Annotated in this window: 25 protein-coding genes; 13 read left to right on the top strand and 12 right to left on the bottom strand. The window is 66.6% G+C overall.

Annotated elements, in window-relative coordinates; all coding sequences use genetic code 11:
• Positions 1 to 3 precede the first annotated feature (3 nt).
• Positions 4 to 1,107 (bottom strand): hypothetical protein, encoded by a 1,104-nt coding sequence (locus tag ABIE08_RS12080; protein ID WP_354551221.1) that lies wholly within the window; start codon positions 1,105 to 1,107, stop codon positions 4 to 6.
• Positions 1,108 to 1,334: 227 nt separating this feature from the next.
• Positions 1,335 to 1,910, bottom strand: a complete 576-nt coding sequence (locus ABIE08_RS12075) for a DUF1134 domain-containing protein (RefSeq protein WP_354551219.1) — start codon at positions 1,908 to 1,910, stop codon at positions 1,335 to 1,337.
• A gap of 264 nt (positions 1,911 to 2,174) precedes the next feature.
• Here ABIE08_RS12075 and chpT point away from each other — a divergent pair, with 264 nt between their 5' ends.
• Positions 2,175 to 2,951 carry a histidine phosphotransferase ChpT gene (gene chpT, locus ABIE08_RS12070; RefSeq protein ID WP_354551218.1) on the top strand — a complete coding sequence of 259 codons (777 nt, stop codon included), beginning with the start codon at positions 2,175 to 2,177 and terminating at the stop codon, positions 2,949 to 2,951.
• A gap of 202 nt (positions 2,952 to 3,153) precedes the next feature.
• Here the strand turns inward: chpT and ctrA are convergent, their stop codons facing one another.
• A complete protein-coding gene (gene ctrA, locus ABIE08_RS12065) occupies positions 3,154 to 3,855 on the bottom strand; it encodes a response regulator transcription factor CtrA (RefSeq protein WP_266330150.1) in 702 nt (233 codons plus the stop codon).
• A gap of 461 nt (positions 3,856 to 4,316) precedes the next feature.
• Here ctrA and ABIE08_RS12060 point away from each other — a divergent pair, with 461 nt between their 5' ends.
• Positions 4,317 to 4,724 carry a flagellar export protein FliJ gene (locus ABIE08_RS12060; RefSeq protein WP_266330149.1) on the top strand — a complete coding sequence of 136 codons (408 nt, stop codon included), beginning with the start codon at positions 4,317 to 4,319 and terminating at the stop codon, positions 4,722 to 4,724.
• A gap of 57 nt (positions 4,725 to 4,781) precedes the next feature.
• On the opposite strand, the gene ABIE08_RS12055 is transcribed toward ABIE08_RS12060, so the two are convergent.
• Together ABIE08_RS12055 and ABIE08_RS12050 are read right to left on the bottom strand one after the other, a co-directional pair.
• Entirely contained in the window at positions 4,782 to 5,411 is a 630-nt protein-coding gene (locus ABIE08_RS12055) for a GNAT family N-acetyltransferase (protein WP_354551215.1), read from the bottom strand.
• Positions 5,408 to 5,701: a DUF3572 domain-containing protein gene (locus tag ABIE08_RS12050; protein WP_354551214.1), complete on the bottom strand. Its 294-nt coding sequence runs from the start codon at positions 5,699 to 5,701 to the stop codon at positions 5,408 to 5,410. The genes ABIE08_RS12055 and ABIE08_RS12050 overlap by 4 nt, the downstream gene beginning before the upstream one ends.
• 95 nt (positions 5,702 to 5,796) lie before the next feature.
• On the opposite strand from ABIE08_RS12050, the gene ABIE08_RS12045 reads away from it, so the two are divergent.
• Positions 5,797 to 6,168, top strand: coding sequence for a response regulator (locus tag ABIE08_RS12045; RefSeq protein WP_354551212.1), 372 nt, complete (start codon positions 5,797 to 5,799; stop codon positions 6,166 to 6,168).
• Positions 6,169 to 6,498: 330 nt separating this feature from the next.
• On the opposite strand, the gene rpmG is transcribed toward ABIE08_RS12045, so the two are convergent.
• The 3 genes from rpmG to ABIE08_RS12030 form a co-directional block, all read right to left on the bottom strand.
• On the bottom strand, positions 6,499 to 6,666 hold the full coding sequence (gene rpmG, locus ABIE08_RS12040; RefSeq protein WP_018181260.1) for a 50S ribosomal protein L33: 168 nt from the start codon (positions 6,664 to 6,666) through the stop codon (positions 6,499 to 6,501).
• Positions 6,667 to 6,753: 87 nt separating this feature from the next.
• Entirely contained in the window at positions 6,754 to 7,956 is a 1,203-nt protein-coding gene (locus ABIE08_RS12035; RefSeq protein ID WP_354551210.1) for an MFS transporter, read from the bottom strand.
• Between the two features lie 416 nt (positions 7,957 to 8,372).
• On the bottom strand, positions 8,373 to 8,822 hold the full coding sequence (locus ABIE08_RS12030) for a DUF983 domain-containing protein (RefSeq protein ID WP_354551208.1): 450 nt from the start codon (positions 8,820 to 8,822) through the stop codon (positions 8,373 to 8,375).
• A 220-nt stretch (positions 8,823 to 9,042) separates the two neighbouring features.
• Here ABIE08_RS12030 and ABIE08_RS12025 point away from each other — a divergent pair, with 220 nt between their 5' ends.
• The 4 genes from ABIE08_RS12025 (at position 9,043) to dprA (ending at position 13,328) form a co-directional block, all read left to right on the top strand.
• The gene (locus tag ABIE08_RS12025) at positions 9,043 to 9,999 is read left to right on the top strand and encodes an aspartate carbamoyltransferase catalytic subunit (protein WP_266330142.1); all 957 of its coding nucleotides are present in this window, start codon (positions 9,043 to 9,045) and stop codon (positions 9,997 to 9,999) included.
• Between the two features lie 7 nt (positions 10,000 to 10,006).
• Positions 10,007 to 11,329 (top strand): dihydroorotase, encoded by a 1,323-nt coding sequence (locus ABIE08_RS12020; protein WP_354551206.1) that lies wholly within the window; start codon positions 10,007 to 10,009, stop codon positions 11,327 to 11,329.
• Positions 11,330 to 11,398: 69 nt separating this feature from the next.
• Entirely contained in the window at positions 11,399 to 12,016 is a 618-nt protein-coding gene (gene plsY / locus ABIE08_RS12015; protein ID WP_354551204.1) for a glycerol-3-phosphate 1-O-acyltransferase PlsY, read from the top strand.
• Position 12,017: 1 nt separating this feature from the next.
• Positions 12,018 to 13,328 carry a DNA-processing protein DprA gene (gene dprA, locus ABIE08_RS12010; protein ID WP_354551202.1) on the top strand — a complete coding sequence of 437 codons (1,311 nt, stop codon included), beginning with the start codon at positions 12,018 to 12,020 and terminating at the stop codon, positions 13,326 to 13,328.
• 48 nt (positions 13,329 to 13,376) lie between these two features.
• On the opposite strand, the gene ABIE08_RS12005 is transcribed toward dprA, so the two are convergent.
• Positions 13,377 to 13,592, bottom strand: coding sequence for a hypothetical protein (locus ABIE08_RS12005; RefSeq protein ID WP_354551201.1), 216 nt, complete (start codon positions 13,590 to 13,592; stop codon positions 13,377 to 13,379).
• Between the two features lie 240 nt (positions 13,593 to 13,832).
• On the opposite strand from ABIE08_RS12005, the gene topA reads away from it, so the two are divergent.
• From topA to ABIE08_RS11990, 3 genes are all read left to right on the top strand, one after another.
• Complete coding sequence (topA, locus tag ABIE08_RS12000; RefSeq protein WP_354551683.1) at positions 13,833 to 16,598, top strand: type I DNA topoisomerase; 2,766 nt, start codon at positions 13,833 to 13,835, stop codon at positions 16,596 to 16,598.
• A 134-nt stretch (positions 16,599 to 16,732) separates the two neighbouring features.
• Positions 16,733 to 19,120 carry a ribonuclease R gene (gene rnr, locus ABIE08_RS11995; protein WP_354551199.1) on the top strand — a complete coding sequence of 796 codons (2,388 nt, stop codon included), beginning with the start codon at positions 16,733 to 16,735 and terminating at the stop codon, positions 19,118 to 19,120.
• Positions 19,121 to 19,219: 99 nt separating this feature from the next.
• Complete coding sequence (locus ABIE08_RS11990) at positions 19,220 to 20,863, top strand: acyl-CoA dehydrogenase family protein (RefSeq protein ID WP_354551197.1); 1,644 nt, start codon at positions 19,220 to 19,222, stop codon at positions 20,861 to 20,863.
• On the opposite strand, the gene ruvX is transcribed toward ABIE08_RS11990, so the two are convergent.
• Both ruvX and ABIE08_RS11980 read right to left on the bottom strand, forming a co-directional pair.
• Positions 20,842 to 21,369: a Holliday junction resolvase RuvX gene (gene ruvX, locus ABIE08_RS11985; protein ID WP_354551195.1), complete on the bottom strand. Its 528-nt coding sequence runs from the start codon at positions 21,367 to 21,369 to the stop codon at positions 20,842 to 20,844. The two genes, ABIE08_RS11990 and ruvX, sit on opposite strands and share 22 nt — an antisense overlap.
• Positions 21,370 to 21,377: 8 nt before the next feature.
• Positions 21,378 to 21,992 (bottom strand): YqaA family protein, encoded by a 615-nt coding sequence (locus ABIE08_RS11980; protein ID WP_354551681.1) that lies wholly within the window; start codon positions 21,990 to 21,992, stop codon positions 21,378 to 21,380.
• 167 nt (positions 21,993 to 22,159) lie between these two features.
• Here ABIE08_RS11980 and ABIE08_RS11975 point away from each other — a divergent pair, with 167 nt between their 5' ends.
• The gene (locus ABIE08_RS11975) at positions 22,160 to 22,861 is read left to right on the top strand and encodes a metal-dependent hydrolase (protein ID WP_354551193.1); all 702 of its coding nucleotides are present in this window, start codon (positions 22,160 to 22,162) and stop codon (positions 22,859 to 22,861) included.
• Positions 22,862 to 23,354: 493 nt separating this feature from the next.
• Here ABIE08_RS11975 and sciP read toward each other — a convergent pair whose 3' ends face one another.
• Positions 23,355 to 23,630, bottom strand: coding sequence for a CtrA inhibitor SciP (gene sciP, locus ABIE08_RS11970; protein WP_026303994.1), 276 nt, complete (start codon positions 23,628 to 23,630; stop codon positions 23,355 to 23,357).
• Positions 23,631 to 23,959: 329 nt separating this feature from the next.
• On the opposite strand from sciP, the gene mnmA reads away from it, so the two are divergent.
• Both mnmA and ABIE08_RS11960 read left to right on the top strand, forming a co-directional pair.
• Entirely contained in the window at positions 23,960 to 25,153 is a 1,194-nt protein-coding gene (gene mnmA / locus ABIE08_RS11965; RefSeq protein WP_354551191.1) for a tRNA 2-thiouridine(34) synthase MnmA, read from the top strand.
• 9 nt (positions 25,154 to 25,162) lie between these two features.
• Positions 25,163 to 25,852, top strand: coding sequence for a class I SAM-dependent methyltransferase (locus ABIE08_RS11960; protein ID WP_354551189.1), 690 nt, complete (start codon positions 25,163 to 25,165; stop codon positions 25,850 to 25,852).
• Positions 25,853 to 25,854: the final 2 nt, after the last annotated feature.

The following is a 25,854-nucleotide window of genomic DNA, read 5'->3' as shown; positions in this document are numbered from 1 at the left end:
TCGTCAGGCGCCCGTGCCGGCGTGTTGGAGGGCGCGGATGCGCTCGGCGAGGCCGGGGGCGGGCGCCGGCGTCTCCTCGGGCGGCGGGGGGAGCAGGGTGACGAGGCCCGGCCCCTCGTTGCGCTCGCTGGCGAGCCGGGCGACCGCGGCGCCGAACTCGATCAGTTTTTCGCGCAGCACGGCGCTTTCCTCGGCGCTGGCCGTACCGCTCCGCTGCTTCCATCCCTCGAGATCGGCCAGGAGGGCGGCATTGCGGCTCTCCAGCGACAGGATCCGCGCCTCCAACTCCATCTTCTGGTCGCGCAACGCCATGCCGCTCATCTCCGCCGCCTCGGCATCGACCAGGCGGACCGACAGGTCCTGGATCTTCGCATGCGCGTCGGCGAGGTCCGTCTCGCGCTGCTTCAATTGGGCGATCGCGGCCCGCATGGTCGCTTCGCTCTCGATCTCGCGCTCCGACTGTGCTTCCACCCGCCGCCGCTCGATCGCCAGATTGGCGCGCAGAGTCGACAGCTCCGATTCAAAGCCGGCGCTCGCCACTTCATCGACGGTGGAACTCATCTTCACGGCCGCCAGCGCATCGCGAAGATTGTCGAGTTCGGTGTCGCGGGCGATGATCTCAAGCCGCTGTTCTTCGCGCTCGGCGGTAATCTTCTCCAGGCTTTCCTCCGCGCTCTCCAGCTTCAGCCGCATCTGCTGCAGGCGCTTCTCGCCCTCGGCGCGGTCCGTCGCGGCGGCGGCGACGGCGAGGTCCGCCTCGGCAACTCGTACTTCCAGTGCGGCGCGGCGCTCTTCCAGCGCGACGATGTCATCGGCGGAGAGCGTGCCCTGCGCGGTCAGGTGCGTGATGACCTCGCGCTTGCGGTTGATGTCGATCAGCTGCTCGGTCACCTGCGTCTTGAGGCGCTCGATGGTCTGGTTGAGGGTTCGCGTCGAGAGGGCGAAGCCGGCGCGGATCTGATCCTTCTCGGCCTGGATCTCGGCGCGGGTCATCGGCAGCGTGCGCTCGATGTTGCGGCGGGTCAGGCGCAAGGCCCGGCGCCAGACCGGCGGCATGACGACCAGGGCAAGGATCCCCGCCGACAGGAAGCCGAGTGCGAAGTACATCAACGCTTCAATCAATGCACCGTCTCCGGATGTCCGTCGCGCCTGAGGACGGGCCGGCAAGGCCCAATCCCGCAGTCATCGGCTTCCCCGCGCCAGCCCACGCGCAGTTTCCCTAATGACATCCTCCGAAGCCCGGAGTCCAGCCACAAGCGCGTGTCGCGGGCCCGGTCGGCGCCGGTTCCCGCGCGGTGTTGCGCCGCCGCCCGCCCTGCGGGCGTTCCAGCCGATCAGAAGGGGTTCCAGGTCTGGCGGTCGGTGAACTTCAGATAGCCGATATTGAGGCCGAGACGGGCGCCCAGGCCGGAAACGATCGGCACGATGAAGACGTCGTCGCGCGAAAGCACCGTCATGCCGACGCCGCCGACCAGGAAGGCCGAGCCGTTGACGCCGCCGAAGCGCGAATAGATCGCGTTGATCGAGGGCAGATTGTAGACGAGCATCATCACGCGCGAGCCTTCGCCGCCAATGTCCCAGCCGAGCGACGGCCCCTGGAAGAAGACCTGATGCTGGCCGGCATTCTTGGTGTAGAGCGTGCCATTGCCATAGCGCAGGCCCGCGAACAGCGCGCCCGAGCCCTGCTCGCCCAGGATATAGCCGTTCGGCATGCCGTATTTGGACACCGCGTGCTCGACGACCGAGGCGAGCCCGCCCGACACTTCGCCGAAGAAGCGATGACCCGTATTGACCAGCTCGTCGGACGAATATTGCTGCGGGTTCTGCGCATAGGCCGGGCGAAGAGCGAGGAGCGGCGCGGCCAGCGCGATCAGCGCGAGACAGAAAGTAAGACGCAGGCTGCGGGTCATGTCGGTCGGCTCCTTGTCGTGGCGGCTGTCATGGCACGGAACCGATCCCCGACGGGTGGCGGAAACCGGCAGCAGGCGCGCGAATCACCGACAAGAGTGTAAGTGAAAAAAGGGCGGCATTCTGGCGTGGTCCCGGCCCGCAAGCTGGCGCGCCGGTTGCAGCCTCGCGCGTGGCGGGCGGTTGGCAGCATCGCTGGGCCGGTGTATCCCCGAAGCACCTATTTTCCATGCGTTGATTCGTGCCAATCAGGGGGATGACCCGTCATGACCAATGAGATCGAACTCGAAGCCCTCGATCTCGCGGCGCTGCTGTGCAGCCGCGTGTGTCACGACATCATCTCGCCCGTCGGCGCGATCAACAATGGCCTCGAGGTTCTCGACGAAGAGACCAATGAGGAAATGAAGGCCTTCGCCTTCGACCTGATCCGCAAGAGCGCCCGCCAGGCCTCGGCCAAGCTGCAATTCGCCCGCCTTGCCTTTGGCGCGGCCGGTTCAGCCGGCGCCGAGATCGACATCGGCGACGCCGAGAAGGTCGCGCGCGGCTATATGGACGGCGAAAAGGCCGAGTTCTCCTGGACGGCGCCGCGCGCGCTGATGCCGAAGAACCAGGTCAAGCTGATCCTCAACCTCGTGCTGATGGCGACCGCCGCCGTGCCGCGCGGCGGTTCGATCAAGGTGACCGTCGAGGGCGAGCCGTCCAAGCCGGACGTGACCTTCCATTGCTCAGGTCCGAGCGCGCGCATTCCGCCCGCCTTCGAAAAGCTCATCCCCGGCACGATCGTCGACGTCAACATCGATGCGCACGCCGTGCAGCCTTATTATGCCGGCCTGCTGGCGCGCAGCTGCGGCATGACCGTGGCGGCGGTGCTGGAGGGCACGGACGTGATCATCACGGCGCGGTCGACCGCTGCGGCGCCGGTGGTCGAGGAAGCTCCGGCGGAAGCCCCCGCAGGCGAGACGATGGTCGCCGAGGCCGTCCCGGACGCGGCCGAGCCGGTCGCGGTCGCCGCCGTGGCGGACGAGGCAACCCACCAGGCCTGATCGGCTTGGCGGCTGCGACCAGCGCAGCCTTCGGAATAAAGACAAGCCGCGCGGATTGATGGATCGGCGCGGCTTTTTCTTTGTCCGGCAAAGGCTTGGAAAGCGGCGGGGGCTTGAACGCGCCATGAGAGGCCGCCGTTTGAGCCAAAGAAAAACCCCGCCGGGGGCGGGGCTTTTCACATTCCAGCCGGGGGAGGACCGGCTATGCGCTTGCGCGCATCTGAACTTCGTCGGGCTCGCGCAGCACGTAGCCCCGGCCCCAGACGGTCTCGATGTAGTTGAGGCCGTTGGTCGCCGTCGCCAGCTTCTTGCGCAGCTTGCAGATGAAGACGTCGATGATCTTCAGTTCGGGCTCGTCCATGCCGCCATAGAGATGATTCAGGAACATCTCCTTGGTGAGGGTCGTGCCCTTGCGGAGCGAAAGCAGCTCCAGCATCTGGTATTCCTTGCCCGTCAGGTGCACGCGGCTGCCATGAACCTCGACCGTCTTGGTGTCGAGATTGACCGTCAGCTCGCCGGTGATGATGACCGACTGGGCATGGCCCTTCGAGCGGCGCACGATCGCATGGATGCGCGCAACGAGCTCGTCCTTATGGAACGGCTTGGTCATGTAGTCGTCGGCGCCGAAACCGAGGCCGCGCACCTTGTCCTCGATGCCGGCCAGGCCGGAAAGGATCAGGATCGGCGTCTTCACCTTGGCGACGCGCAGCGACCGGAGAACCTCGTATCCCGACATGTCGGGCAGGTTCAGGTCGAGCAGAATGATGTCGTAATCGTAGAGCTTGCCGAGATCGACACCCTCTTCGCCGAGATCCGTCGTGTAGACGTTAAAATTCTCGGACTTGAGCATCAACTCGATGCTCTGCGCCGTGGCGCTGTCGTCCTCGATCAGCAGAACTCGCATACCAATCCCCTCAATTGCCTATCCTGGGCTTGGCGCTCCGGCCTCGAAAACCGGTGCTTGGAAAACGGCTCACCCCGATTCGAAGGCTAACGCTTAATGGTTAACAAATTCTGATTCGTGCTCACAAGGGGTTCAGGCGAATTATTCGGAAATCGCCCAAGCTCTTTGAGATTCCGAGCGAATTGGTGTGGATTGCACCCTTTCGCTCAATTGCACGAAATCCGGTAACCAATTGGTCGGACTCACGGAATTAGGATGAAGGCACCGCAGACGGGGTTTACCCGCCCTTAAGCCCTCCTGCGCCATGATTAACGCGAGACGTAAACGAAAGGTTAGCGCGAGGTCCTCGGCTTAAGGTTTTGACAAGTTTGATGGCCGTTAACCACAGCGGCGACGAAAACGTCCCCGAGGCCGTCGGCATCGCAGCGCGTCTACGTCTCAGTGTTCAGGGAGTAACGAGTATGAAGTCGCGTGATAGCATCATTCGGCTAAAGCGTTTCCAGGCCGAGGAAAAACGTCGGCAGGTTAACCAGATCCAGACCATGGTCGCCGAGTTCGAGCGCATGGCGCGCGACCTCGAAGACCAGATCAATGTCGAGCAGGAACGCGCCGGCATCCGGGACACGTCGCATTTCGCCTATCCGACCTTCGCCAAGGCGGCGATGGCGCGGCGCGACAATCTTCGCGCCTCGGCGCAGGACCTCGAGGCACAGCTGGCGGCAGCCCAGGCCGGGCTCGACCTGGCGCTCGACGATCTCGCCAAGGCCGAGCAGATGGCGCTCCGCGACCAGGAGCGAAATGCAGCCGTCGACCTCGCCGCGACGCGGCGCCCGGCTCGCTCGACCGCCGCCGAGCGGCGGTCCTGGTAGGGGGCTGACAGCATCGGCGCTGTTAGCGTTTCGTTAACCCTGCGGTAAGCGCCGGCCTCAGGCCGACGGCGTCGGATCGATCAACGCGACATGCGGGCCCGCCGATCTCGGCAGGTGGCCGTCGAGGCGCGGATCGGTCGAGACCTCGATCGCGAACTTGAACGGCGTGAAGCCGGATCGCTTGTAGAAGCGCAGGGCGGCCGGATGGTCGAACGAGCAGGTGTGGAGCCAGACGCGCTCCGTGCCGCCGTCCCAGGCGACGGCAAGCGCCGCATTCATCAATTGACGCGCCGCGCCGGTGCCGGTCGCCTCGGGCACCACGCCGAACATGGCGATCTCGACATTGTCCGGCCCGCCTTCGCCGCGATGCAGCTCGGCCAGGCCGATCGGCACCCCGTCCTGCTCCAGGAAGTGAATCTCGGTCGACGGCTTGGCGAGCAGGGCGGCGAGCTCGTCATCCGACATCACGGCGCGCGAGAACCAAAGCCAGTCGGTGCCGATGCGGCGGTAGAGGTCGCGATAGGCGGCGAGATCCGGCTTCACGACATGGCGCACCGTCCGGCCGCCCTCCGCCTCGGCGGCCGGGGCAGGGCGGTTCGTCATTTCCAGATAGGTCACGACATTGGCGATCCGGCCGGGCGGCAGGTCGGTATAGCCGTCGAGGTCGAGGGCGATCGTTTCCGTCATTCCAGAATTTCCCGGTCGAGCAGGTAGCGCGCGGCGGCGATCAGCGTCGGGCGGATGTTGCCGCGCGCGGCGAAGACGAGCAGCAGCGGCTCGTTTTCGAGGAAATATTCAAGCACCGCGGCCAGGAAGCCCGGATCGCCGGCCGCATCGCGCAGCGTTTCGGGCCCGAGCCCGACCAGCGCCAGGAAGCGGCCCAGCTCCTCCGGTTCCGATGCCAGGAAGGCCAGGCCTTCGATCGCCAGCCTTTCCGCGCCCTCGAGATCGAGGGGCGGCTCTTTCTGCCGGATCATGCATTTGCCTTTCCGAAACGAATCTTCGCTAAAGTGGAGATCGATACCATCTAGTAGACGCCGTCGACGGGATCGAGGGCTGCAAGAAGGGACGAATGGCAAAGACCGTTCTCGTGGTGGAAGACAACGAGCTCAACATGAAGCTCTTCCACGACCTCCTCGAAGCGCATGGCTATAATATTATCCAGACCCGCAACGGCCTGGAAGCGCTCGAACTCGCCCGCACCCATCGCCCCGACCTGATTCTGATGGATATCCAGCTGCCCGAGGTCTCGGGCCTCGAAGTGACGAAGTGGATCAAGGAGGACGACGAGTTGCGCGTCATCCCGATCATCGCCGTCACCGCCTTCGCCATGAAGGGCGATGAGGAGCGCATCCGCCAGGGCGGCTGCGAGGCCTATCTGTCGAAGCCAATTTCGATCGGCAAGTTCATCGAGACGGTGAAGACCTATCTCGGCGACGCCTGAGGCGACTTTTTCCCAATTCGTGCTGCTGGCCGGAACTGTAGCCATCATCGTGAGGTGCCCGGCGAAGCCGGGCCTCGAAGGAGGGTCCAGCGAACGCCCTTGATCTGGATCGCGAGCGGGTTTCGCCGGACTTTCGGACGTTGTCTGCATACTGGAGTGCCCCGCTGGACCCTCCTTCGAGGCTTCGCTTACGCGAAGCACCTCAGGATGATGGCGGAGCAGGTCGATCGGCCTGATAGACTCAGAGGCTTGGACAACTGCCGCCTTCACATTTGAGACAACAAAAAAGGCGCCGAAACGGCGCCTTTTTCGAAACTTCCGAAACCGATCTTACTTGATCTTGGCTTCGCGGAACTCGACGTGCTTGCGCGCGACCGGGTCGTACTTCTTGGCCGAGAACTTCTCGGTCATGGTACGCGAGTTCTTCTTGGTGACGTAGAAGAAGCCGGTGTCAGCAGAGCTCACGAGCTTGATCTTGATCGTGGTGGCCTTGGCCATGGTCAAACCTCAAAATTGTTGCGCGCAGCGTAGCTGGAACTGGCCCGGCGCCTTTGTGCGCGCACCCTACGGATTCAGAACTGAAAGTCAAGAAAGCTTCTTGGACACTCCCTTGGAAACTGCCTTGGGAAGGCGCGCCAGCCCGATCCGGATGATCAGCATGGCGAGATAGGCGGCGAAGAACAGGCCGATTCCGATGGCGAAGCCGTGCGGATTCCAGACATCCATCGCGACGCCCAGGGTCGCCGGGCCGACGAGTCCGCCCAACGAATAGCAAAAGACGAAGGCGGCGTTGGCGGCGGCGAGGTCCGAGCCGGTGAAGCGCGAGCCAAGATGGGCGAGGCCCACCGTATAGAGCGAGCCGATGACGCCGCCCCAGATCGCCAGCGCGATCATGAGCGGCCAGAACGAGGCGGCCACCAGCGGCAGGATCGCCGCGCCGAGCAGGCCGAAGGCGGCGATGATCATCAACAGCTTCCGCCGGTCCATCCGGTCCGACAGCATGCCCATCGGCATCTGCAGCAGGATGTTGCCGATGGTGACGCCAATGCCGAGCAGGATGACCAGCTCGCGCGTATGGCCGACGCGCTGGCCATAGATCGGCAGCAGCGCGAAGGCGCCGGTCTCGATCGTGCCGAACAGCAGCGCGGCGCCGGTGGCGGCGGGCGCCAGGAACAGGAAGCGGCCGAAGGAGTGCTTTTCGCGGCGGTCGAGCTTGGGCGCGACGGGCAAGCCGCAGAGCACGGGAATGATGCCGAGCGTCAGCACGCCGGAGCCGATCAGGAAGGGCAGCATGCCCTGCGTGCCGGTCAGCGACAGAATCACCGGGCCGAGCGCGAAGCCGCCAGAAAGCACCGAGGCATAGATGCCCATGACGATGCCGCGCCGGGCGGGCGGCGCGGCCGAACTGATCCAGAATTCCGACAGCACGAAGGTGGTGGTGACGGCCGCGCCGCCGACCAGGCGCAGCAGGAACCAGGCCCAGAAGGGCGCGATATAGAAGAGGGGCAGGGCGGCTGCGAGGGTGAGGATCGCCAGCGCCAGCAATTGGGCCGTGCCGATTCGGGCGGCGAGCTTCGAGACGAACGGGGTGACGGCGATGGCGGCCAGGCCCCAGGTGGCGGTGTTGATGCCGATCCAGGTCGAGGAAATGCCCCGGTCTTCCAGCGTCAGCGCCAGAAGCGGCAGCGTGATCGAGAAGCCGAGGCCGACGGCCGCGACGGATCCGATCGCCGCGACGAGGCCGATCGTGCCGCCGCCATCGGTCCGCCGCCCGGATGCCATGGTCATGTATTCGCCTCGGATAGTGAAATGCAGCGCTGTGTCGTGAAAGGACGGCGCCGTTCTAGACGCTGCGCCGGCTGGGGTCGAGAGGGGGAGGCTGGTTCAGCCCGTGTCGGATCGGGAGCAGGAGCAGGGTTCATGGGGTCAAACTTGAACTTCACCTCTCCCGGAGGGAGAGGTCGGAGCGCAGCTCCGGGTGAGGGCTTAGGGAACCATCCGGATAGAACAACATGCGGTCGGGAGCTTGACCTGTGAGGCCGTAAACCCTCACCCGCCGGCTCTGCCGTCGACCTCTCCCTCAGGGAGAGGTGAAGGGGAGCGCTGCTCTTCGAGCCAGTCGGGATCCTGCATGACGGATGGGATCAGGGTGAGGCCGGACTTTGTCCGAAAGCCGGCTTTCGCATTTTAAGACCGTCCGGCCCTTAGCCCGAATCGGCGCGCCAGGCTTCCGGCGCGTGGTCGTCGGCGTCGCCGTCGGGATCGAAGCCGTGCATGTAGAGCGCCCATTGCAGCCCGACGATGGCGCCCTTGATCGGCCGCAGCAGGCCGAGCGTCAGGATCGCCGTCAGCGGCAGCCAGATCGCCAGATGCGTCATGTTGGAGAGATGCCAGGCCATTTCGACGATCAGCATCAGCGGCACCACGATGTGGGCGACGATGGTGATGGTGAAATAGGGCGGGGCGTCGTCGGCGCGCTGGTGCGACAGGTCCTCGCCGCAAGCGTCGCAGGCATCGGCGACGGTGAGATAGCCGTTGAACATCCGGCCCTTGCCGCAGGCCGGGCAGCGGCAGAAGAAACCGCGCGACATCGCCTGCCACAACGAACGCTGCGGGCGGACGGTCGCTTCGGAACTGCTGGTCCACTCGTTCATCGGCTTCTCCTTGAAGCGGCTAATATCGCGCCTGCGCCGGGGGATACAAGCCGACGCGGCAATCCACCGCGCGGCCGGCTCCGCCTTCGCCCGCGCATCTGCACCGTCGGCGCGGCATCAAACCTTCATCTGGCGCGGCGTCGGCGGGCGTGCAAAACACACAGCGAAAGGCCCGCCGGTCTTGTCGCCCGGGGCGGAAGTCAATATAGGGGTCGCTTCAATGAATGAGCTCAAAGCCAGTCCCGCCGCAGTGTTCGCGCATCGCCACCTGCTAGGCATTGAAGGTCTCCTGCCCGCGGAGATCATCGCCCTTCTCGATCTCGCCGAAGAGGCGGTCGAAGTCAGCCGACAGGTCGAGAAGAAGAAGGCCGTCCTGCGCGGCCGCACCCAGATCAACCTGTTCTTCGAGGCCTCGACGCGGACGCAATCCTCGTTCGAGCTCGCCGGAAAGCGCCTCGGCGCCGACGTCATGAACATGTCGGTCGGCTCGTCCTCGGTGAAGAAGGGCGAGACGCTGATCGATACTGCGATGACGCTGAACGCCATGAACCCCGACATCCTGGTGGTCCGCCACCACGCGGCCGGCGCGGTTCACCTCTTGGCGCAGAAGGTCGGCTGCTCGGTGATCAATGCCGGCGACGGCGCGCATGAGCATCCGACCCAGGCGCTGCTCGATGCGCTGACGATCCGCCGCCACAAGGGGCCGATCCACGACCTGACCGTGGCGATCTGCGGCGACATCCTGCATTCGCGCGTCGCCCGTTCCAACATCATGCTGCTGAACGCGCTCGGCGCCCGGGTGCGCTGCATCGGGCCGTCGACGCTGCTGCCGAAGGGGCTCGACCGTCTCGGCGTCGAGATCTTCACCGACATGCGCAAGGGGCTGAAGGATGTCGACATCGTCATGATGCTGCGCCTGCAGCGCGAGCGCATGGACGGCTCCTTCGTGCCGTCCGTGCGCGAATATTTCCACTTCTTCGGTCTCGATGCCGAGAAGCTGGCCTATGCCAGGCCCGGCGCGCTGGTCATGCATCCCGGCCCGATGAACCGGGGCGTCGAGATCGACTCGGCCATCGCCGACGGGCCGCAGAGCCTGATCCGCGACCAGGTCGAGATGGGCGTCGCGGTGCGCATGGCGGTGCTCGAGGCACTCGCCCAGAACCTTCCGAACGGATGAGGGCGAGATGATGCCGGATCGCCTGAAAGAAACCCAACGCCCGCTGGTGCTCGCCAATGCGCGCGTCATCGACCCGTCGCGCAAGCTCGACGCGCGCGGCTCCGTCATCATCGCCGATGGCGTGATCGTGGCGGCCGGACCGGAGGCGGACAACGCCGCCGTGCCGGATGGCGCGGAGATCGTTGATTGCCGCGGCGCGGCCGTGATGCCCGGCCTGATCGACATGCGCGTCTTCATCGGCGAGCCGGGCGGCGAGCATCGCGAGACCTTCGCCTCGGCCGGCCAGTCGGCCGCCGCCGGCGGCGTCACCACCGTCATCATGATGCCGGATACCGATCCCGTGATCGACGACGTGGCGCTGGTCGACTTCATCGCCCGCCGCACGCGCGACACGGCGCTGGTCAACGTCATGCCGATGGCCGCCATCACCAAGGGCCTGAAGGGTCGGGAGATGACGGAGTTCGGCCTGTTGCAGGATGCCGGCGCCGTCGGCTTCACCGATGGGCGGCACTCGATCACCAATGCGCTGGTGCTGCGCCGGGCGCTGACCTATGCGCGCGATTTCGGCGCGCTGATCATGCACCACCCGGCCGATCCGGACCTGACCGGCTCGGGCGTGATGAACGAAGGCGAGACGGCGACCCGGCTCGGCCTTTCCGGCATCCCCAAGGAAGCCGAGATCATCATGCTGGAGCGCGACATCCGCCTCGCGGCGCTGACGCGCGGCCGCTATCACGCGGCGCAGATCTCCTGCGCGGAATCGCTCGAGATCATCCGCCGCGCCAAGAAGGCCGGGCTCGCCGTCTCCTGCGGCGTCTCGGCCACGCATCTGGCGCTGAACGAGCTCGATATCGGGCCGTATCGCACCTTCTTCCGCCTGTCGCCGCCGCTGCGTTCCGAAGACGACCGGCAGGCGATGATCGAGGGCGTCGCCGACGGCTCGATCGACGTGATCGTCTCCAGCCATGATCCGCAGGACGTCGACACCAAGCGCCATCCCTTCGCCGAAGCTGCCGACGGCGCGGTCGGGCTTGAAACCCTGCTCGCGGCGACGCTGCGCCTCGTCAACAATGGCGATGTCGACCTGCTGACCGTGGCGCGCGCGCTTTCGACCCGGCCGGCGGAACTGCTCGGCCTGCCGGGGGGCAAGCTGACGCCCGGCGCGCCCGCCGACATCATCCTGGTGGATCCGGCGATGCCCTGGATCTGCGACGGCGAGAAGCTGCGCTCGCGCTCGAAGAACACGCCGTTCGAGGGCGCGCGCTTCGAGGGCCGCGTGCTCCGGACAATCGTTGCAGGCCGGACCGTCTACGCATACGCTGGCGACTGATTTCACGTTTCCCGGTGGCTGGATTTCCCAGGCACCGCGCCATCTTTTCGAGTTCGGGGGAATCCTGCCATGCCGCAGCCGGTTGGCTGGGACTTAAGCGCGTCGCTCGCCGTGGCGGCGCTGGTGCTTGGCTATCTCCTGGGCTCGATCCCGTTCGGGTTGATCCTGACGCGCTTCGCCGGCCTCGGCGACATCCGCTCGATCGGCTCGGGCAATATCGGCGCCACCAACGTTCTGCGCACCGGCAACAAGAAGCTGGCCGCCGCGACGCTGATCGGCGATGCGCTGAAGGGCACCGTCGCCGTGCTGCTGGCCGGCCATTTCTGGGGGCCGGAAGCGGCGATCCTGGCGGGACTTGGCGCCTTTCTCGGCCACATCTTCTCCGTCTGGCTGCGCTTCAAGGGCGGCAAGGGCGTCGCGACCTATCTCGGCGTGCTGATCGGCCTCGCCTGGCCGATGGCGCTGCTGTTCGCGGCGGTCTGGATCGCGGTCGCCTATATCGCGCGCTATTCCTCGCTCGCGGCGCTGGTGGCGAGCGTGCTCGTACCGATCGTGCTGCTGGCGACCGGCGACATCCCGAAGGGTGCGCTGTTCGCGGTCCTGGCGGTGATCCTGATCCTCAAGCACAGCACCAACATCCGGCGGCTGCTCGGCGGCACCGAGAGCCGCATCGGCCAGAAGGGCTGACATGGCGCGCGGGGAAAATGGTTCTCCCCGCGACGCTGGACGGCCCGCCGACGTCCGCCTGACGGACGATGAACGCACCGCCTGGCTGCAACTGATCCGAAGCGAGAATGTCGGGCCCGTCACTTTTCGCGAGCTGATCCGCCATTTTGGTTCGGCCATTGCCGCCCTTGAAGGGCTCCCGGAACTCGCCGCCCGCAGCGGCCGGCGCGTCCGCATTGCCAGCCGCGCTGAAGCCGAGCGCGAGATCGACCAGCTTTCCCGCCTCGGCGGCCAGTTCGTGGGGATTCGCGAGGCGGGGTATCCCGCCTGGCTGAAGGCGATCGATGCCGCGCCCCCGCTGCTCTCGGTTCGCGGCAGCCTCGCCGTGCTGGAGAAGCCGATGATCGCCATCGTCGGCGCGCGCAGCGCCTCGGTGGTGGGCTGCCGCCTGGCGCAGCGGCTGGCGCGCGATCTCGGCGATGGCGGCTTCGTCATCGCTTCGGGCCTGGCGCGTGGCATCGACGCGGCGGCGCATGAGGCGGCGCTGCAGGGCGGCACTGTCGCGGTCTTCGCGGGCGGTCTCGACCGGCTCTATCCGCCGGAAAACGCCGCGCTCGCTGATCGCATCCTGGCCAGCGGCGGCGCGCATGTCTCGGAAATGCCGGTTGGCTGGGAGCCGCGCTCACGCGATTTTCCCCGTCGCAACCGGCTCGTCGCCGGCATGGCGTCGGGGACCGTCATCGTCGAGGCGGCGCAGCGCTCGGGATCGCTGATCACGGCGCGGCTCGCCGGCGAGCAGGGCAGGGCGGTGTTCGCCGTTCCTGGCTCGCCGCTCGACCCACGCGCCGCCGGCACCAACCAGCTGATCAAGCAGGGCGCGCATCTCGTCACCGAAGCCGCCGACGTGCTGGAGATCGTGGCGCCGATGCTGGGCCGCGCCTTCGCGCCGCAATCGGATTGGCCGATCGGCCGCGGCGACGGCCTGGCCGAGCACCGCTTCGAAGGAGCGTCATTCCTCGATGCGGACGAGGCTCTCGAAGCCGACGCCATGCCGGACGACGAGGCGTCGGCGCGGGAGGGCACAACCCGCCACGCCGCGTCCCGGCCGGGCATGGCGAACGAGGGGCCCCGCGCGGTTGTGCCGGATGCCGCGCAGCACGACCGGGATCGCGACCGGCTGGTCGAGGCTCTGGGGCCGGCGCCGACCGAGATCGACGCCCTGATTCGGTTCACCGGCCTGTCGGCGGCGATGGTGCAGATGCTGCTATTGGAACTGGACCTTGCCGGCCGGATCGAGCACCACGCCGGCCAGCGCATCTCGCTGCTGCACTAGGCCAACTGGGGCCCGGGCGTATCCGTCAGGCGCTTGAGCGACGCGGCGCTATCCGGGATGTGCCGTGCGCTGGCTTTCCTGGCGGGCTTCTTCTTCCGAGACGGCGAGCAGGTAGGAGAGAAACTCCATCCCCGCGCTGGTGGCCATGCTGCGCAGTTCCTTCGTCATTTCGGCGATGTAACGGGCCTTCGCATGACGCAGGTCGGCCGTGGCGATGTTGGGTGCTATGCCGTCGCGGCTGGTATCTTCCGGTTGCCACCCCATATCCATACCTCGATTGTTGCAAGGCGTGCATCGACTCTCATATAGTTGCGTTTGCAACCAAATGCAACCAAATGGTGTAGCGTCGCTTGGCGTGACAGCCTTCATTGACAGTCAGGGTGCTTTCCGGGATTGTCCAGCCCGAATGCGCCCACACCGTGGGCCGGCGGGGTTTCCGCCTTGTTCCAATTCTCGTCGGATCGGGTTTTCGTGGCTCGTCCGGCCTTTTCGTAAATGGCATTGATGAATCTCGTCATCGTGGAATCGCCTGCAAAGGCGAAAACGATCAACAAGTACCTCGGCTCCGACTATCACGTCGTGGCGTCCTACGGCCATGTCCGCGACCTGCCGTCGAAGGACGGCTCGGTGCTTCCGGACGAGGACTTCGCGATGAGCTGGGAGGCGGACCCGAAGTCCGCCAAGCGCCTTGTCGACATGGCCACCGCCGCCAAGGCCGCCGACCGCATCATTCTTGCAACCGACCCGGATCGCGAAGGCGAGGCCATTTCCTGGCACGTTCTCGAAGTCCTGAAGCAGAAGCGGGCGATCAAGGACAAGCCGGTCGAGCGCGTGGTGTTCAACGCGATCACCAAGCAGGCCGTCCTCGAGGCGATGAAGAACCCGCGTCCGATCGACGTGGCGCTGGTGGACGCCTATCTGGCGCGCCGGGCGCTCGACTATCTGGTCGGCTTTACGCTGTCGCCGGTGCTGTGGCGCAAGCTGCCGGGCGCCCGCTCGGCCGGCCGCGTCCAGTCCGTGGCGCTCCGCCTCGTCTGCGACCGCGAAAACGAGATCGAGATCTTCAAGCCGCGCGAATACTGGTCGCTGCTGGCAACGCTGGCGACGCCGCGCGGCGACGAGTTCCAGGCCCGCCTGGTCGGCGCCGACGGCAAGAAGATCAGCCGCCTCGACGTCGGCACCGCCGAGGAGGCCGAGGCGTTCCGCGCGGCGCTCGACGCCGGCCGCTATACGGTCGCCGAGATCGAGTCGAAGCCGGCCAAGCGCCATCCCTTCGCGCCGTTCACCACCTCGACCCTGCAGCAGGAAGCGAGCCGTAAGCTCGGCTTCGCGCCGAACCGCACCATGCAGCTGGCGCAGCGCCTCTATGAAGGCGTCGAGCTCGGCGGCGAGACGGTCGGTCTCATCACCTATATGCGTACCGACGGCGTCGACATGGCGCCGGAGGCGGTTGCCGCTGTCCGCGGCGTGATCGGCACCGATTTCTCGGCCAAGCACCTGCCGGACGCGCCGCGCCGCTACCAGACCAAGGCGAAGAACGCCCAGGAAGCGCATGAGGCGATCCGCCCGACCGACCCGACCCGCCGTCCCCGCGACGTCGCCCGCTATGTCGAGCAGGATCAGGCCCGCCTCTACGAGCTGATCTGGAAGCGCACCGTCGCCAGCCAGATGGAATCGGCGGAGATGCAGCGCACCGCCGTCGACATTCTGGTCGAAGCCGGCGGCCGCAAGATCGACCTGCGCGCCTCCGGCCAGGTCATGACCTTCGACGGCTTCCTCGCTCTCTATAATGAGGACAAGGACGAGGAGGGCGACGAGGACGAAGGCCGCCTGCCGCGCATGGAGAAGGGCGAGAGCCTGACCAAGAAGGCGATCGCCGCCACCCAGCATTTCACCGAGCCGCCGCCGCGCTACAGCGAAGCGACGTTGGTGAAGCGCATGGAAGAGCTCGGCATCGGCCGTCCCTCGACCTATGCCGCGACGCTGACCGTGCTGCGCGACCGGGAATATGTCCGCCTCGACAAGAAGCGCCTCGTGCCCGAGGACAAGGGCCGCCTGGTCACGGCGTTCCTGCAGAGCTTCTTTGCCCGCTATGTCGAATATGATTTCACCGCCGATCTGGAAGAGAAGCTCGACCAGATCTCGGCCGGCGAGATCGCCTGGAAGGACGTGCTGCGCGAATTCTGGCAGCGTTTCGCCGCCGATGTCGGCGAAACCAAGGAACTGCGCGTCACGCAGGTTCTGGACGCGCTGAACGACCTGCTTGGGCCCCACATCTTCCCGGCACGCGCCGATGGCGGCGATCCGCGCACCTGCCCGTCCTGCGGCGCCGGCCGCCTGTCGCTGAAGCTCGGCAAGTTCGGCGCCTTCATCGGCTGCTCGAATTATCCGGAATGCCGCTTCACCCGCCAGCTCGTTGCCTCGGGCGACGATGCGACGCCGGGCGAGAATGGCGAAAACGGCTCGGTGCTCGGCGCCGAGGGTTCGAAGGTGCTGGGCAAGGATCCGGCGACGGGTCTCGACGTCACGCTGCGCAGCGGCCGTTTCGGTCCCTACGTCCAGCTCGGCGAACCCGAAGGCAAGGAGAAGCCGAAGCGCGCCTCGCTGCCCAAGGGCTGGGAAGCCGCGACGCTCGACCTCGACAAGGCGCTCGCGCTGCTGTCGCTGCCGCGCGACGTCGGCATCCATCCCGAGGACGGCAAGCCGATCCAGGCCGGTATCGGGCGTTACGGTCCGTTCCTGCTGCATGACGGCAAATACGCCAATCTCGACAGCGTCGACGAGGTCTTCGTCGTCGGCATCAACCGCGCCGTCGACGTCATCGCCGAGAAGAAGGCGCGCGGCGGACGGCCGGCCCGCGCCGGCGCCGAGCCGATCAAGACGCTGGGCGATCACCCGACCTTGGGCGGCCCGATCACCGTGCACGCCGGCAAGTATGGCCCCTATGTGAAGCATGGCGCCGTCAACGCCACGCTGCCGAAGGCCTTGCCGCCGGAAACCGTTTCGCTCGACGAAGCCGTCGCCCTGATCGCCGAGAAGGCGGGCAAGGCTCCGGTCAAGAAGACGCGCGCGGCGGCGAAGCCGAAGGCGGAAGCCAAGACCACCGCGAAGAAGGCGCCGGCGAAGAAGGCCGCTGCCAAGGTCGCGGATGGCGACGGCGTGTCGGAAGACGCGCCGAAGAAGGCTCCGGCCAAGAAGGCTGCCGCCAAGAAGCCGGCCGCGAAGAAGACCGCGACCAAGAAATCGCCTGCCGAGGCCGACGCCGAGTAGCCGGCCGCCGCGTCACGCATTCTCGAGGCCGGCTGTTGCCAGAATGGACACAGCCGGCCATTCTCATTTCTCCCCCTTGGGAGAGGACGGGCGCAGTCCCGGCCGCACCCCATTCCGAACTGGACATAATTTACTTGGCCAAGAAGCCAGACACTCCCCCCAAAGCCGCCAAGGTCCGGACGCCCGGCGCGAGATCCGCGACGCGTTCCGCAGCCTTCGCCAAGGCCTCCGGCAAGCCGGTCGCCCCCGTCGCCCCGCCTGCCAACGGCATGCCCTCGCGCGAGGCGATCCTTGCCTTCATCGCAGAGCATCCCGGCAAGGCGACCAAGCGCGAAATCTCGAAGCATTTCGGCATTTCCGGCGGCGCCCGCATCGCGCTGAAGCGCACGCTCAAGGAATTGAGCGAGGACGGCCTCGTCGAGAAGAACCGCAAGAAGCTGTCGCGTCCGGGCGATATCCCGCCCGTCACCGTGCTGCTGATCACCGAGCGCGACGAGCATGGCGAATTCGTCGCCCAGCCCGCGCTCTGGGACACCGACCATGGCACCGCGCCGCGCATCCTGATCCGTCTCAATCGCGGCAAGCCGCTGGTCCCGGCGCCCGGCATCGGCGACCGCGTGCTGTCGCATGTCGACGCCGCCGACCTGGAAGAGACCGGCTTCGCCCATACCGGCCGCATCATCAAGGTGCTGGAGAAGCGGGCCGCCTCGATCCTCGGCGTCATCCGCATCACGCCCGGCGGCGCCCGCGTGCTGCCGGTCGATCGCAAGCAGAAGGAAGCCGAAGTCGAGGCCGACGACCTGAACGGCGCCAAGAATGGCGATCTCGTTTCGGTCGAGGCCAAGCGCATGTCGCGCTTCGGCCTGCCGCGCGTGCGCGTGGTCGAGATCATCGGCGACATGTCGAGCGAGAAGGCGGTCTCGATGATCGCCATCCATGCGCACGACATTCCCTACATCTTCCCGCCGCAGGTGCTGGAAGACGCCGAGAAGGCCAAGCAGGCGAAGATCGCCGGCGGCCGAGAGGACTGGCGGCAGGTGCCGCTCGTCACCATCGATCCGGCCGACGCCAAGGACCATGACGACGCCGTCTATGCCGAGCCGGACACCGACCCGGAAAATCCGGGCGGCTTCCTGGTCACCGTCGCGATCGCCGACGTCGCCTGGTATGTGCGCCCGAATTCGGCGCTCGACCGCGAGGCGCTGAAGCGCGGCAATTCGGTCTATTTCCCCGACCGCGTCGTGCCGATGCTGCCCGAGCGCATCTCGAACGATCTCTGCTCGCTGCGCGAGGGCGAGGATCGCCCGGCGCTGGCCGTGCGGATGCAGTTCACCGCCGAAGGCAAGAAGAAGTTCCATTGGTTCCACCGCATCATGATGCGGTCGGCGGCCAAGCTCTCCTACCAGCAGGCGCAGGCCGCGATCGACGGCCGGCCGGACGACAAGACCGGGCCGCTGCTCGGGCCGATCCTGAAGCCGCTCTGGGCGGCCTATGCCGTGATGAAGCGCGGCCGGGACAATCGCGAGCCGCTCGATCTTGACCTGCCCGAGCGCAAGGTCATCGTCGGCGCCGATGGCTCGATCGACAAGATCGTCATTCCCGAACGGCTCGACGCGCACAAGCTGATCGAGGAGTTCATGATCCAGGCGAATGTCGCGGCGGCGGAAACGCTGGAGCGCAAGGGTTCGCCGCTGGTTTATCGCGTGCATGACCAGCCCTCGCTGGCGAAGCTCGAATCGCTGCGGGAATTCCTCGCCACGATCGAGATGAACCTGCCGAAGAGCGGCAATCTGCGCCCGAGCAACTTCAACACCATCCTCGGACGGGTGAAGGACAGCGAGCACGCGGCACTTGTCAACGAGGTGGTGCTGCGCTCGCAGAGCCAGGCGATCTACAGCCCCGACAATATCGGCCATTTCGGCCTCAACCTGCGTCGCTACGCGCATTTCACCTCGCCGATCCGCCGCTATGCCGATCTGATCGTGCATCGCGCGCTGGTGCGGGCGCTGGAAATGGGCGAGGGCGGGTTGCCGGACGGCATGGACAAGGACCTCCCGGCGATCGCCGAGGAGATCTCGACGGCCGAGCGTCGGGCCATGGCGGCCGAGCGCGAGACCATCGACCGTCTCGTGGCGCATTGGCTGGCGGATCGGATCGGGGCCCAATTCCATGGCCGCATCGCGGGCGTCACCCGCGCCGGCCTGTTCGTCAAGCTGGACGAGACCGGCGCCGATGGCTTCGTGCCGATCGGCTCGATCGGCTCGGACTTCTACCAGTTCGACGAGGCGCGCCAGGCCGTGATCGGCTCGCGCAATGGCGAGATGTTCCGCCTGGGCGACAGCGTCGACGTCAAGCTGGTCGAAGTGGCGCCAGTCGCCGGCGCGCTTCGCTTCGAGCTGATGTCCGATGGCAAGCTGCTTCCCAAGGGAGAACGCAAGGTTGTGGAGCGCGAGTTCCGCGGTCGCGGCGGGCGTCCTGCCGGAGCGGCGTTCAAGGGACGGCCGGGGGGCAAGCGGCGCTAGAAAAATCTCAAATCCTTGAGGCAAGACACCGGCGCCTTTTGCCCCTATTAACCTTGGCGGGCCATAAGGGACGCGGGCCGAGGACGGGGCAGGAGACGCATGGTTTCGCCGGATTATGAGACGCACGAAGTCAACAACCAGGTCGCGTTTCGCGTCGGCGCGAACCTTTATGCGTCCGACCCGGTGCTGGCCGCCCTAGTCGAGGGCCTGCCGCGACCGGTGGTCGAGGGGCTTGCAACCCATGGTCAGCAATGGGGATCGGCCGAGATGGCCGATCTCGCGCGGTTGGCCAACGCCGTGCCGCCGGTCCTCAAGACGCATGACGCAGCCGGGCGCCGCGCCGATACGGTCGAGTTCCACCCTGCCTACCATGCCCTGATGCGGCGCAGCGTGGCCGCAGGGCTGCAGGCGTCGATCTGGGACGCCAGCGGCGACGAGGCCAGCGTTCGCGCCGTTGCCCGCGCCGCCCGTATCTACATGACCGCGCAGGTCGAGGCCGGCCATGTCGGCGCGATGTCGGTGACCAGCGCCAGCGTCGCGGCGCTCGCGCACGCGCCGAAGCTCGCCGAAACCTGGCTGCCGATGATCCGTTCGAGGCGCTACGATTCGCGCGTCATCCCCTCGGCGCAGAAGGCGGGCGCGCTGTTCGCCTTCGCCACGACCGAGAAGCAGGGCGGCTCGGACCTTCGCTCCAATTCGACACGGGCCGAGGCCTCGGGCGATGGCAGCTACCGGCTGGTCGGCCACAAATGGTACGTCTCGGCGCCGATGAGCGACGCGCTGCTGGTGTTGGCGCAGACGCTGGAAGGGCTCTCCTTCTTCCTGGTGCCGCGCTTCTTGCCCGACGGCAAGCGCAACCCGATCCGCCTGGCGCGCCTCAAGGACAAGCTCGGCACCCGCTCCAACGCGGTCGCAGAGGTCGAATTCCCCGGTACGACCGGCTTCTTGGTCGGCGAGGCCGGGCGCGGCGTCTCGACCATCAACGAGACGGTGACGCTGACCCGCGTCGACAGCGCCGTCACCTCGGCCGGAATTTCGCGCGCAGCCTTGGCGGAAGCGGTGCATTATGCGCGCCACCGCAAGGCCTTCGGCGCGCCGCTGCTCGACCAGCCGCTGATGACCCGCGTGCTGGCCGACATGGCGCTCGACGTCACGGCGTCGGCGGCGCTCGCCTTCCGCCTGGCGGAAGCCGTCGACCGCTCGCATGACGATCCGCTGGAGGCCGCCTTCGCGCGGCTGATGACGCCGGTGGTGAAATACTGGATCACCAAGGTGACCCCGTCCGTGGTCGCCGAGGCGATCGAGTGCACCGGCGGCAACGGTTTCGTCGAGGAAAGCCATCTGGCGCGGCTCTATCGCGACGCCTTGGCGCCGGCGCTGGCCGACGGCCCCGGCAACGTGCTCTGCCTCGACGTGCTGCGGATCCTGCGCCGCTCCTCGGATTCGCTCGAAGCAGTGCTGCGGGTGATCGAGGACGGGCTCGGCCAGGCCGCCCGCTCGACGCTCAACGTGCTGCGCGCCGCCACCGCCGTGGCGCTGGCCGACGAAGGCTCGGCCCGAATCCTGGTCGAACAGCTGGCCATGACGGTTGCCGCCGCCGCGATGCGCCGCCGCTTCCCGGCGGTGATCGCCGACGCGTTCCTGGAATCGCGCCTCGGCAAGCCATGGCGTTCGACCTATGGCATGCTCGACGCGCGCTTCGATGCGCGCGCCTTTGTCGACTATATCTGCCCGAAAGGCTGATCGTCCTCGAGATCGCGCGCGTCCTGGATGTCGCGCGTGATCTTCTGCATGCGGTCGAGCGCGCCCTGCAGGATGAAGGCGGCCGCCATCTTGTCGACCAGCTCGCCGCGCCGCTTGCGGCTGGTATCGGCCTCGAGCAGCGTGCGTGTCACCGCCACGGTCGACAATCGCTCGTCCCAGAACGACACCGAGATGTCGATCTTCGGCAGCAGATTGCGCACGAAGGCGCGCGTCGCCTGGGCGCGCGGGCCTTCCGAGCCGTCCATGTTGAGCGGAAGGCCGATGATGATGCCCGCGACCTGGCGCTCGCGGATCACCTTGGTCAGCGCCTCGACGTCCTGGGTGAACTTCACGCGGTTGATCAGGACCAGCGGCGAGGCGATGCGCCGGCCGAGATCCGAGATCGCGACGCCGATCGTCTTGGTGCCGAGATCGAGGCCGATCAGGGCGGCGGCCGGCGGCAGCGCCTGCTGCAGTTCCGCGAAATCCAGGATGGTGCCGGTCATGGTCGCCTTCAGATGTAGATGACGGCGACGAAGCCGAGGATGACGACGATCGTGCCGACGATCATCACCGTCGAGAAATGCCGGTCGATGATGGCGCGCGCCTGCGGCCCGAAGGTATAGAACAGCCCCGCCACCAGGAAGAAGCGCAGCCCGCGCGTGATGATGCAGGCGATGATGAAGGTGGCGAGGTTCAGATGCGCCACGCCCGAGGCGATCGTCACCAGCTTGAACGGGATCGGCGTCAGCCCCTTGGCGACGATGATCCAGCCGCCCCATTCGTCGAAGCGCAGCTGGAAGGTATGGAAGGCTTCCTGCAGATTGTAGAAGACGATGACCGGCTGGCCGATCGCCTCGTAGAGCCCGGCGCCGATGGCATAGCCGGCAAGGCCGCCCAAAACCGAGAAGACCGTGCAGACCAGGGCCGCGATCCAGGCGCGCTCGCGCCGCGCCAGCACGATGGCGGCGAGGATCGGATCGGGGGGAATCGGGAAGAACGACGCTTCGGCGAAGGACACCACGGCCAACAGCCAGAGCGCATGCGGCCCGGCCGAGAGTTCCATGCATCGGTCGAAGAGCCGCTTCATCAGCCCTGGGCGGGCGGCCTTCGGCGCGGTTGCTTCCATGTCCGTCACGTTCCCTCCGGTCGGTTCACCCGCCCTTATCACGGATCATGCCGCGCGCGGCAAGCAAGCCCGCCGGGGCGCGGCAAGATTGCGCGCCCGCGGGGGTGTTTAATCGGCCCGCCGCCGCCATATTGGAGCTGAAATTCGACAGAAGGATGAATCTCTCCATGCAGCTTACCTGGCTCGGCCATTCGGCCTTTCGCGTCGAGATCGACGGCGCCGTCATCCTGATCGACCCTTTCTTCACCGGCAATCCAAGCTTTCCCGGCAATGAAGAGGCCTGGACGCGCGGCGTCACGCATATCCTGCTGACGCATGGCCATGGCGATCATCTGGGCGACACGGTCGCGATCGCGGCGAAGACCGGCGCCAAGGTGGTGGCGGATGCGGATCTCGCCAGCTATCTCGCCCATAAGGGAGTCGCCAAGGTCGACCCGATGAACACGGGCGGGACCACCGACCAGGGCGCGTTCCGCGTCTCGATGACGGTGGCGCACCATTCCTCCGCCACGCTGGACGAGAACGGCGTCTCGCATTCGCTCGGCCATCCACATGGCCTGGTCATCGCGGCCCCCGGCGAAAAGACCCTATACCTCGCCGGCGATACCGACATCTTCTCCGACATGGCGCTGATCGACGAGATCTACCAGCCGAAGATCGGCATTCTGCCGATCGGCGACCGCTTCACCATGGGCGGCAAGGTCGCGGCGCTCGCGGCGCGACGCTTCTTCCATTTCGAGACGGTGATCCCCTGCCACTACGCCACCTTCGGCCTGCTCGACGCGACGGCGGACACCTTCGTCGAGGCCATGCAGGGCGCCGACACCAAGGTGGCGGTCCCGGCGATCGGCGAGACGCTGACGCTCTGAGGGGGCCGCCTTCGCCCGCCCCACGCTCTCGGTCATCCTGGGCGGAGACTCGGGATCCATCCAGGGAGGCGTTGGGCGCCAGATGGCTGAAGCTTCGGTCGTATGGATCCTCGCTTCCGCGAGGATGACGGCGGAGGGTGGGGATGCGGCTTTAATTCTTTCGGAGGAGCCTCCTTGCAGAGGCTCCAAGGCCGCCACGCAGTCCACTGCGCCCAGGCAGGTCGTCGCCCCGGCGCAGGCCGGGGCCCATAAACACCGGCCAAGCAAATTTGGTCCGACCTTCTGGTCCAAGCCGGTGGGTCTGGATCCCGGCCTTCGCCGGGATGACGGCGGAGGGTGGCTCCCGTGGGGAGGGTCTCTGTTGAGTCGAAAGGCGAACAGGTGCCCCGGCCAACCGACCGGCGAGACGTTGAAAAAATCCAAAAGAAAAGGCCGGCGTTGCCGCCGGCCTCTTGGTGCTTTTGAAGGTCAACCGGTGGCCCGGTTGCCCGATCTACTGGCGATATTGCTGAATCCGCGTCGTCCGCAGCCCGGCAAGGCCGTGCTGGTCGATCGATTGCTGCCAGGAGATGAATTCCTCGACGGTCAACGTATAACGCTGACACGCCTCTTCAAGGCTGAGCAGGCCCCCCCGCACCGCCGCGACAACTTCTGCCTTACGGCGGATAACCCAACGTTTCGTGTCCCGCGGCGGCAAATCGGCAATCGTAAGCGGACTACCGTCCGGTCCGATAACATATTTGACGCGCGGACGCATTTGATCGGTCATTCTACTCTCACACACTCAACCTGACCTTGTCGAAGGCGAGACTACGACGTCGGCTTTAAAAATTGACTAAGCCCCCGGCAACGCTTCGGTAAGGTTTGCAACCGCCTGCAGCCGCCCGAAATCAGCGCGGGCGCGACGGCCGGTCGCCTCAGCGCCGCAGCCATTCCGGGCATCCGGGACGCTCCCATTCCAGGTTGTGGCGACGCTTGCGCCTTGAAGATGACGCGATCGCCGCTATAGTCCCGCCCTTAACGCGGCTCTGCCGCCTCCTGCGTTTCTGCCGCGGCCTGAAACCTGTTCGTGCGGCATCCCGGCAAGGCATTCCCACCATGCTCAACAGTCTCGATCTTCCCGGCCGCCCCGAGGACACGCGCATCGTCGTGGCCATGTCGGGCGGGGTCGATTCGTCGGTTGTCGCGGGATTGCTGAAACGCGAGGGCTATGACGTCGTCGGCATGACGCTGCAGCTCTACGATCATGGCGAGGCGACGCACCGCAAGGGCGCCTGCTGCGCCGGGCAGGACATCCACGACGCCCGCCGCGTCTCGGAGAGGCTCGATATCCCGCACTACGTGCTCGACTATGAGGAGCGCTTCCGCAAGTCGGTCATCGACCGCTTCGCCGAGAGCTACATCGCTGGCGAGACGCCGATCCCCTGTGTCTCCTGCAACCAGACCGTCAAGTTCTCCGACCTGCTGACCACGGCGCGCGAGCTGGGCGCGGCGGCGCTCGCCACCGGCCATTATGTCCAGAGCCGGCTGCAGCCGAACGGCCATCGCGGCATGTTCCGCCCCGCCGACCTCGACCGCGACCAGAGCTATTTCCTGTTCGCGACGACGCCCGAGCAGCTCGATTTCATCCGCTTCCCGCTCGGCCATCTGACCAAGCCGGAGACGCGCGCCATCGCCCGCGAGCTCGGCCTGGAGATCGCCGACAAGCATGACAGCCAGGACATCTGCTTCGTGCCGAACGGAAAGTATTCCGACGTCATCGAGCGGCTGAAGCCGGGCGCGGCCGAGGGCGGCGAGGTGGTGCATATCGATGGCCGCGTGCTTGGCCGGCACGAGGGCATCATCCATTACACGGTCGGCCAGCGGCGCGGGCTCGGCATCGCCTCGGCCGATCCGCTCTATGTCATCCATCTCGACGCGCGGCGCGGCCGGGTCATCGTCGGCCCGCGCGAGGCGCTCGCCGCCCGCCGGCTGGTGCTGCGCAACGTCAACTGGCTGGGCGATGCGCCGCTGGAGGCGATCGGCGCCGACGGGATGGAGATCTATGCCCGCGTCCGCTCGACGCGCGCGCCGCAGCGGGCGCAGATCGTGCAGAAGGATGGCGAGACCCAGGTCTCGCTGATCGACGGCGAGACAGGTGTCGCGCCGGGCCAGGCCTGCGTATTCTACGCGGGCCAGGGAGAGGGGGCTCGCGTCCTCGGCGGCGGCTGGATCAGCCGGGCCGAACGCGACGCCGAGGCGGAGCAGGCGCTTCGCCGCCTGATCGTGACGGATACCGTCGCCGCAGCATGAGGGAGAGCAATGCCGGAATTCTTTGAAGACGTCGCCCGCAAGTGGAAGTCCTTTGCGAGCAAACGCCGTTCTTCCAACCGGATCGACGAGAACGCCGTTCGCAATACCTACGCCCGCTGGGCGCCGGTCTACGACCGGGTATTCGGCTATGTCTTCGAATCGGGCCGGCGCGCCGCCGTCGCCTTCGTCAACGAATTGCCGGCCGGTCGCATTCTCGAATGCGGCGTCGGCACCGGCATCTCGCTGCCGCATTACAGCACCGGCCATCGCATCACCGGCATCGACCTGTCGCCGGAAATGCTGGAGATTGCGCGCGAGCGCGTCACGGCGGGCAAGCTCGACCATGTCGAGGCGCTGGAAGTCGCCGATGCCGGCGACCTGCAGATGGCGGACGCCAGCTTCGACACGTCCGTCGCCATGTTCGTGCTGACCGTGGTGCCGGATCCGCGCGCCGTGATGGGCGAACTCGCCCGCGTCACCAAGCCTGGCGGCGCCGTCGTGCTGGTCAGTCATTTCCCGGAGCAGAAGGGCTGGCGCGGCTGGCTCGGCGAGCGTCTGGCGCCGCTTTCCGCAGCGCTCGGCTGGCACATGGATTTCGACATCAGCCGCATCCTGGGCCGCTCCGATCTGCGCCTGGTCGACCGCCGGCGGGTGGGTCCGATCGGGTTTTTCACACTGCTTGTGTTTGAACGGGCCTGAAG

Source organism: Kaistia defluvii, from assembly GCF_040548815.1.
Classification (GTDB): Bacteria; Pseudomonadota; Alphaproteobacteria; order Rhizobiales; family Kaistiaceae; genus Kaistia; species Kaistia defluvii_A.
The sequence above is the reverse complement of the archived record's forward strand: the minus strand, read 5'-3'. Positions and strand labels throughout refer to the sequence as shown.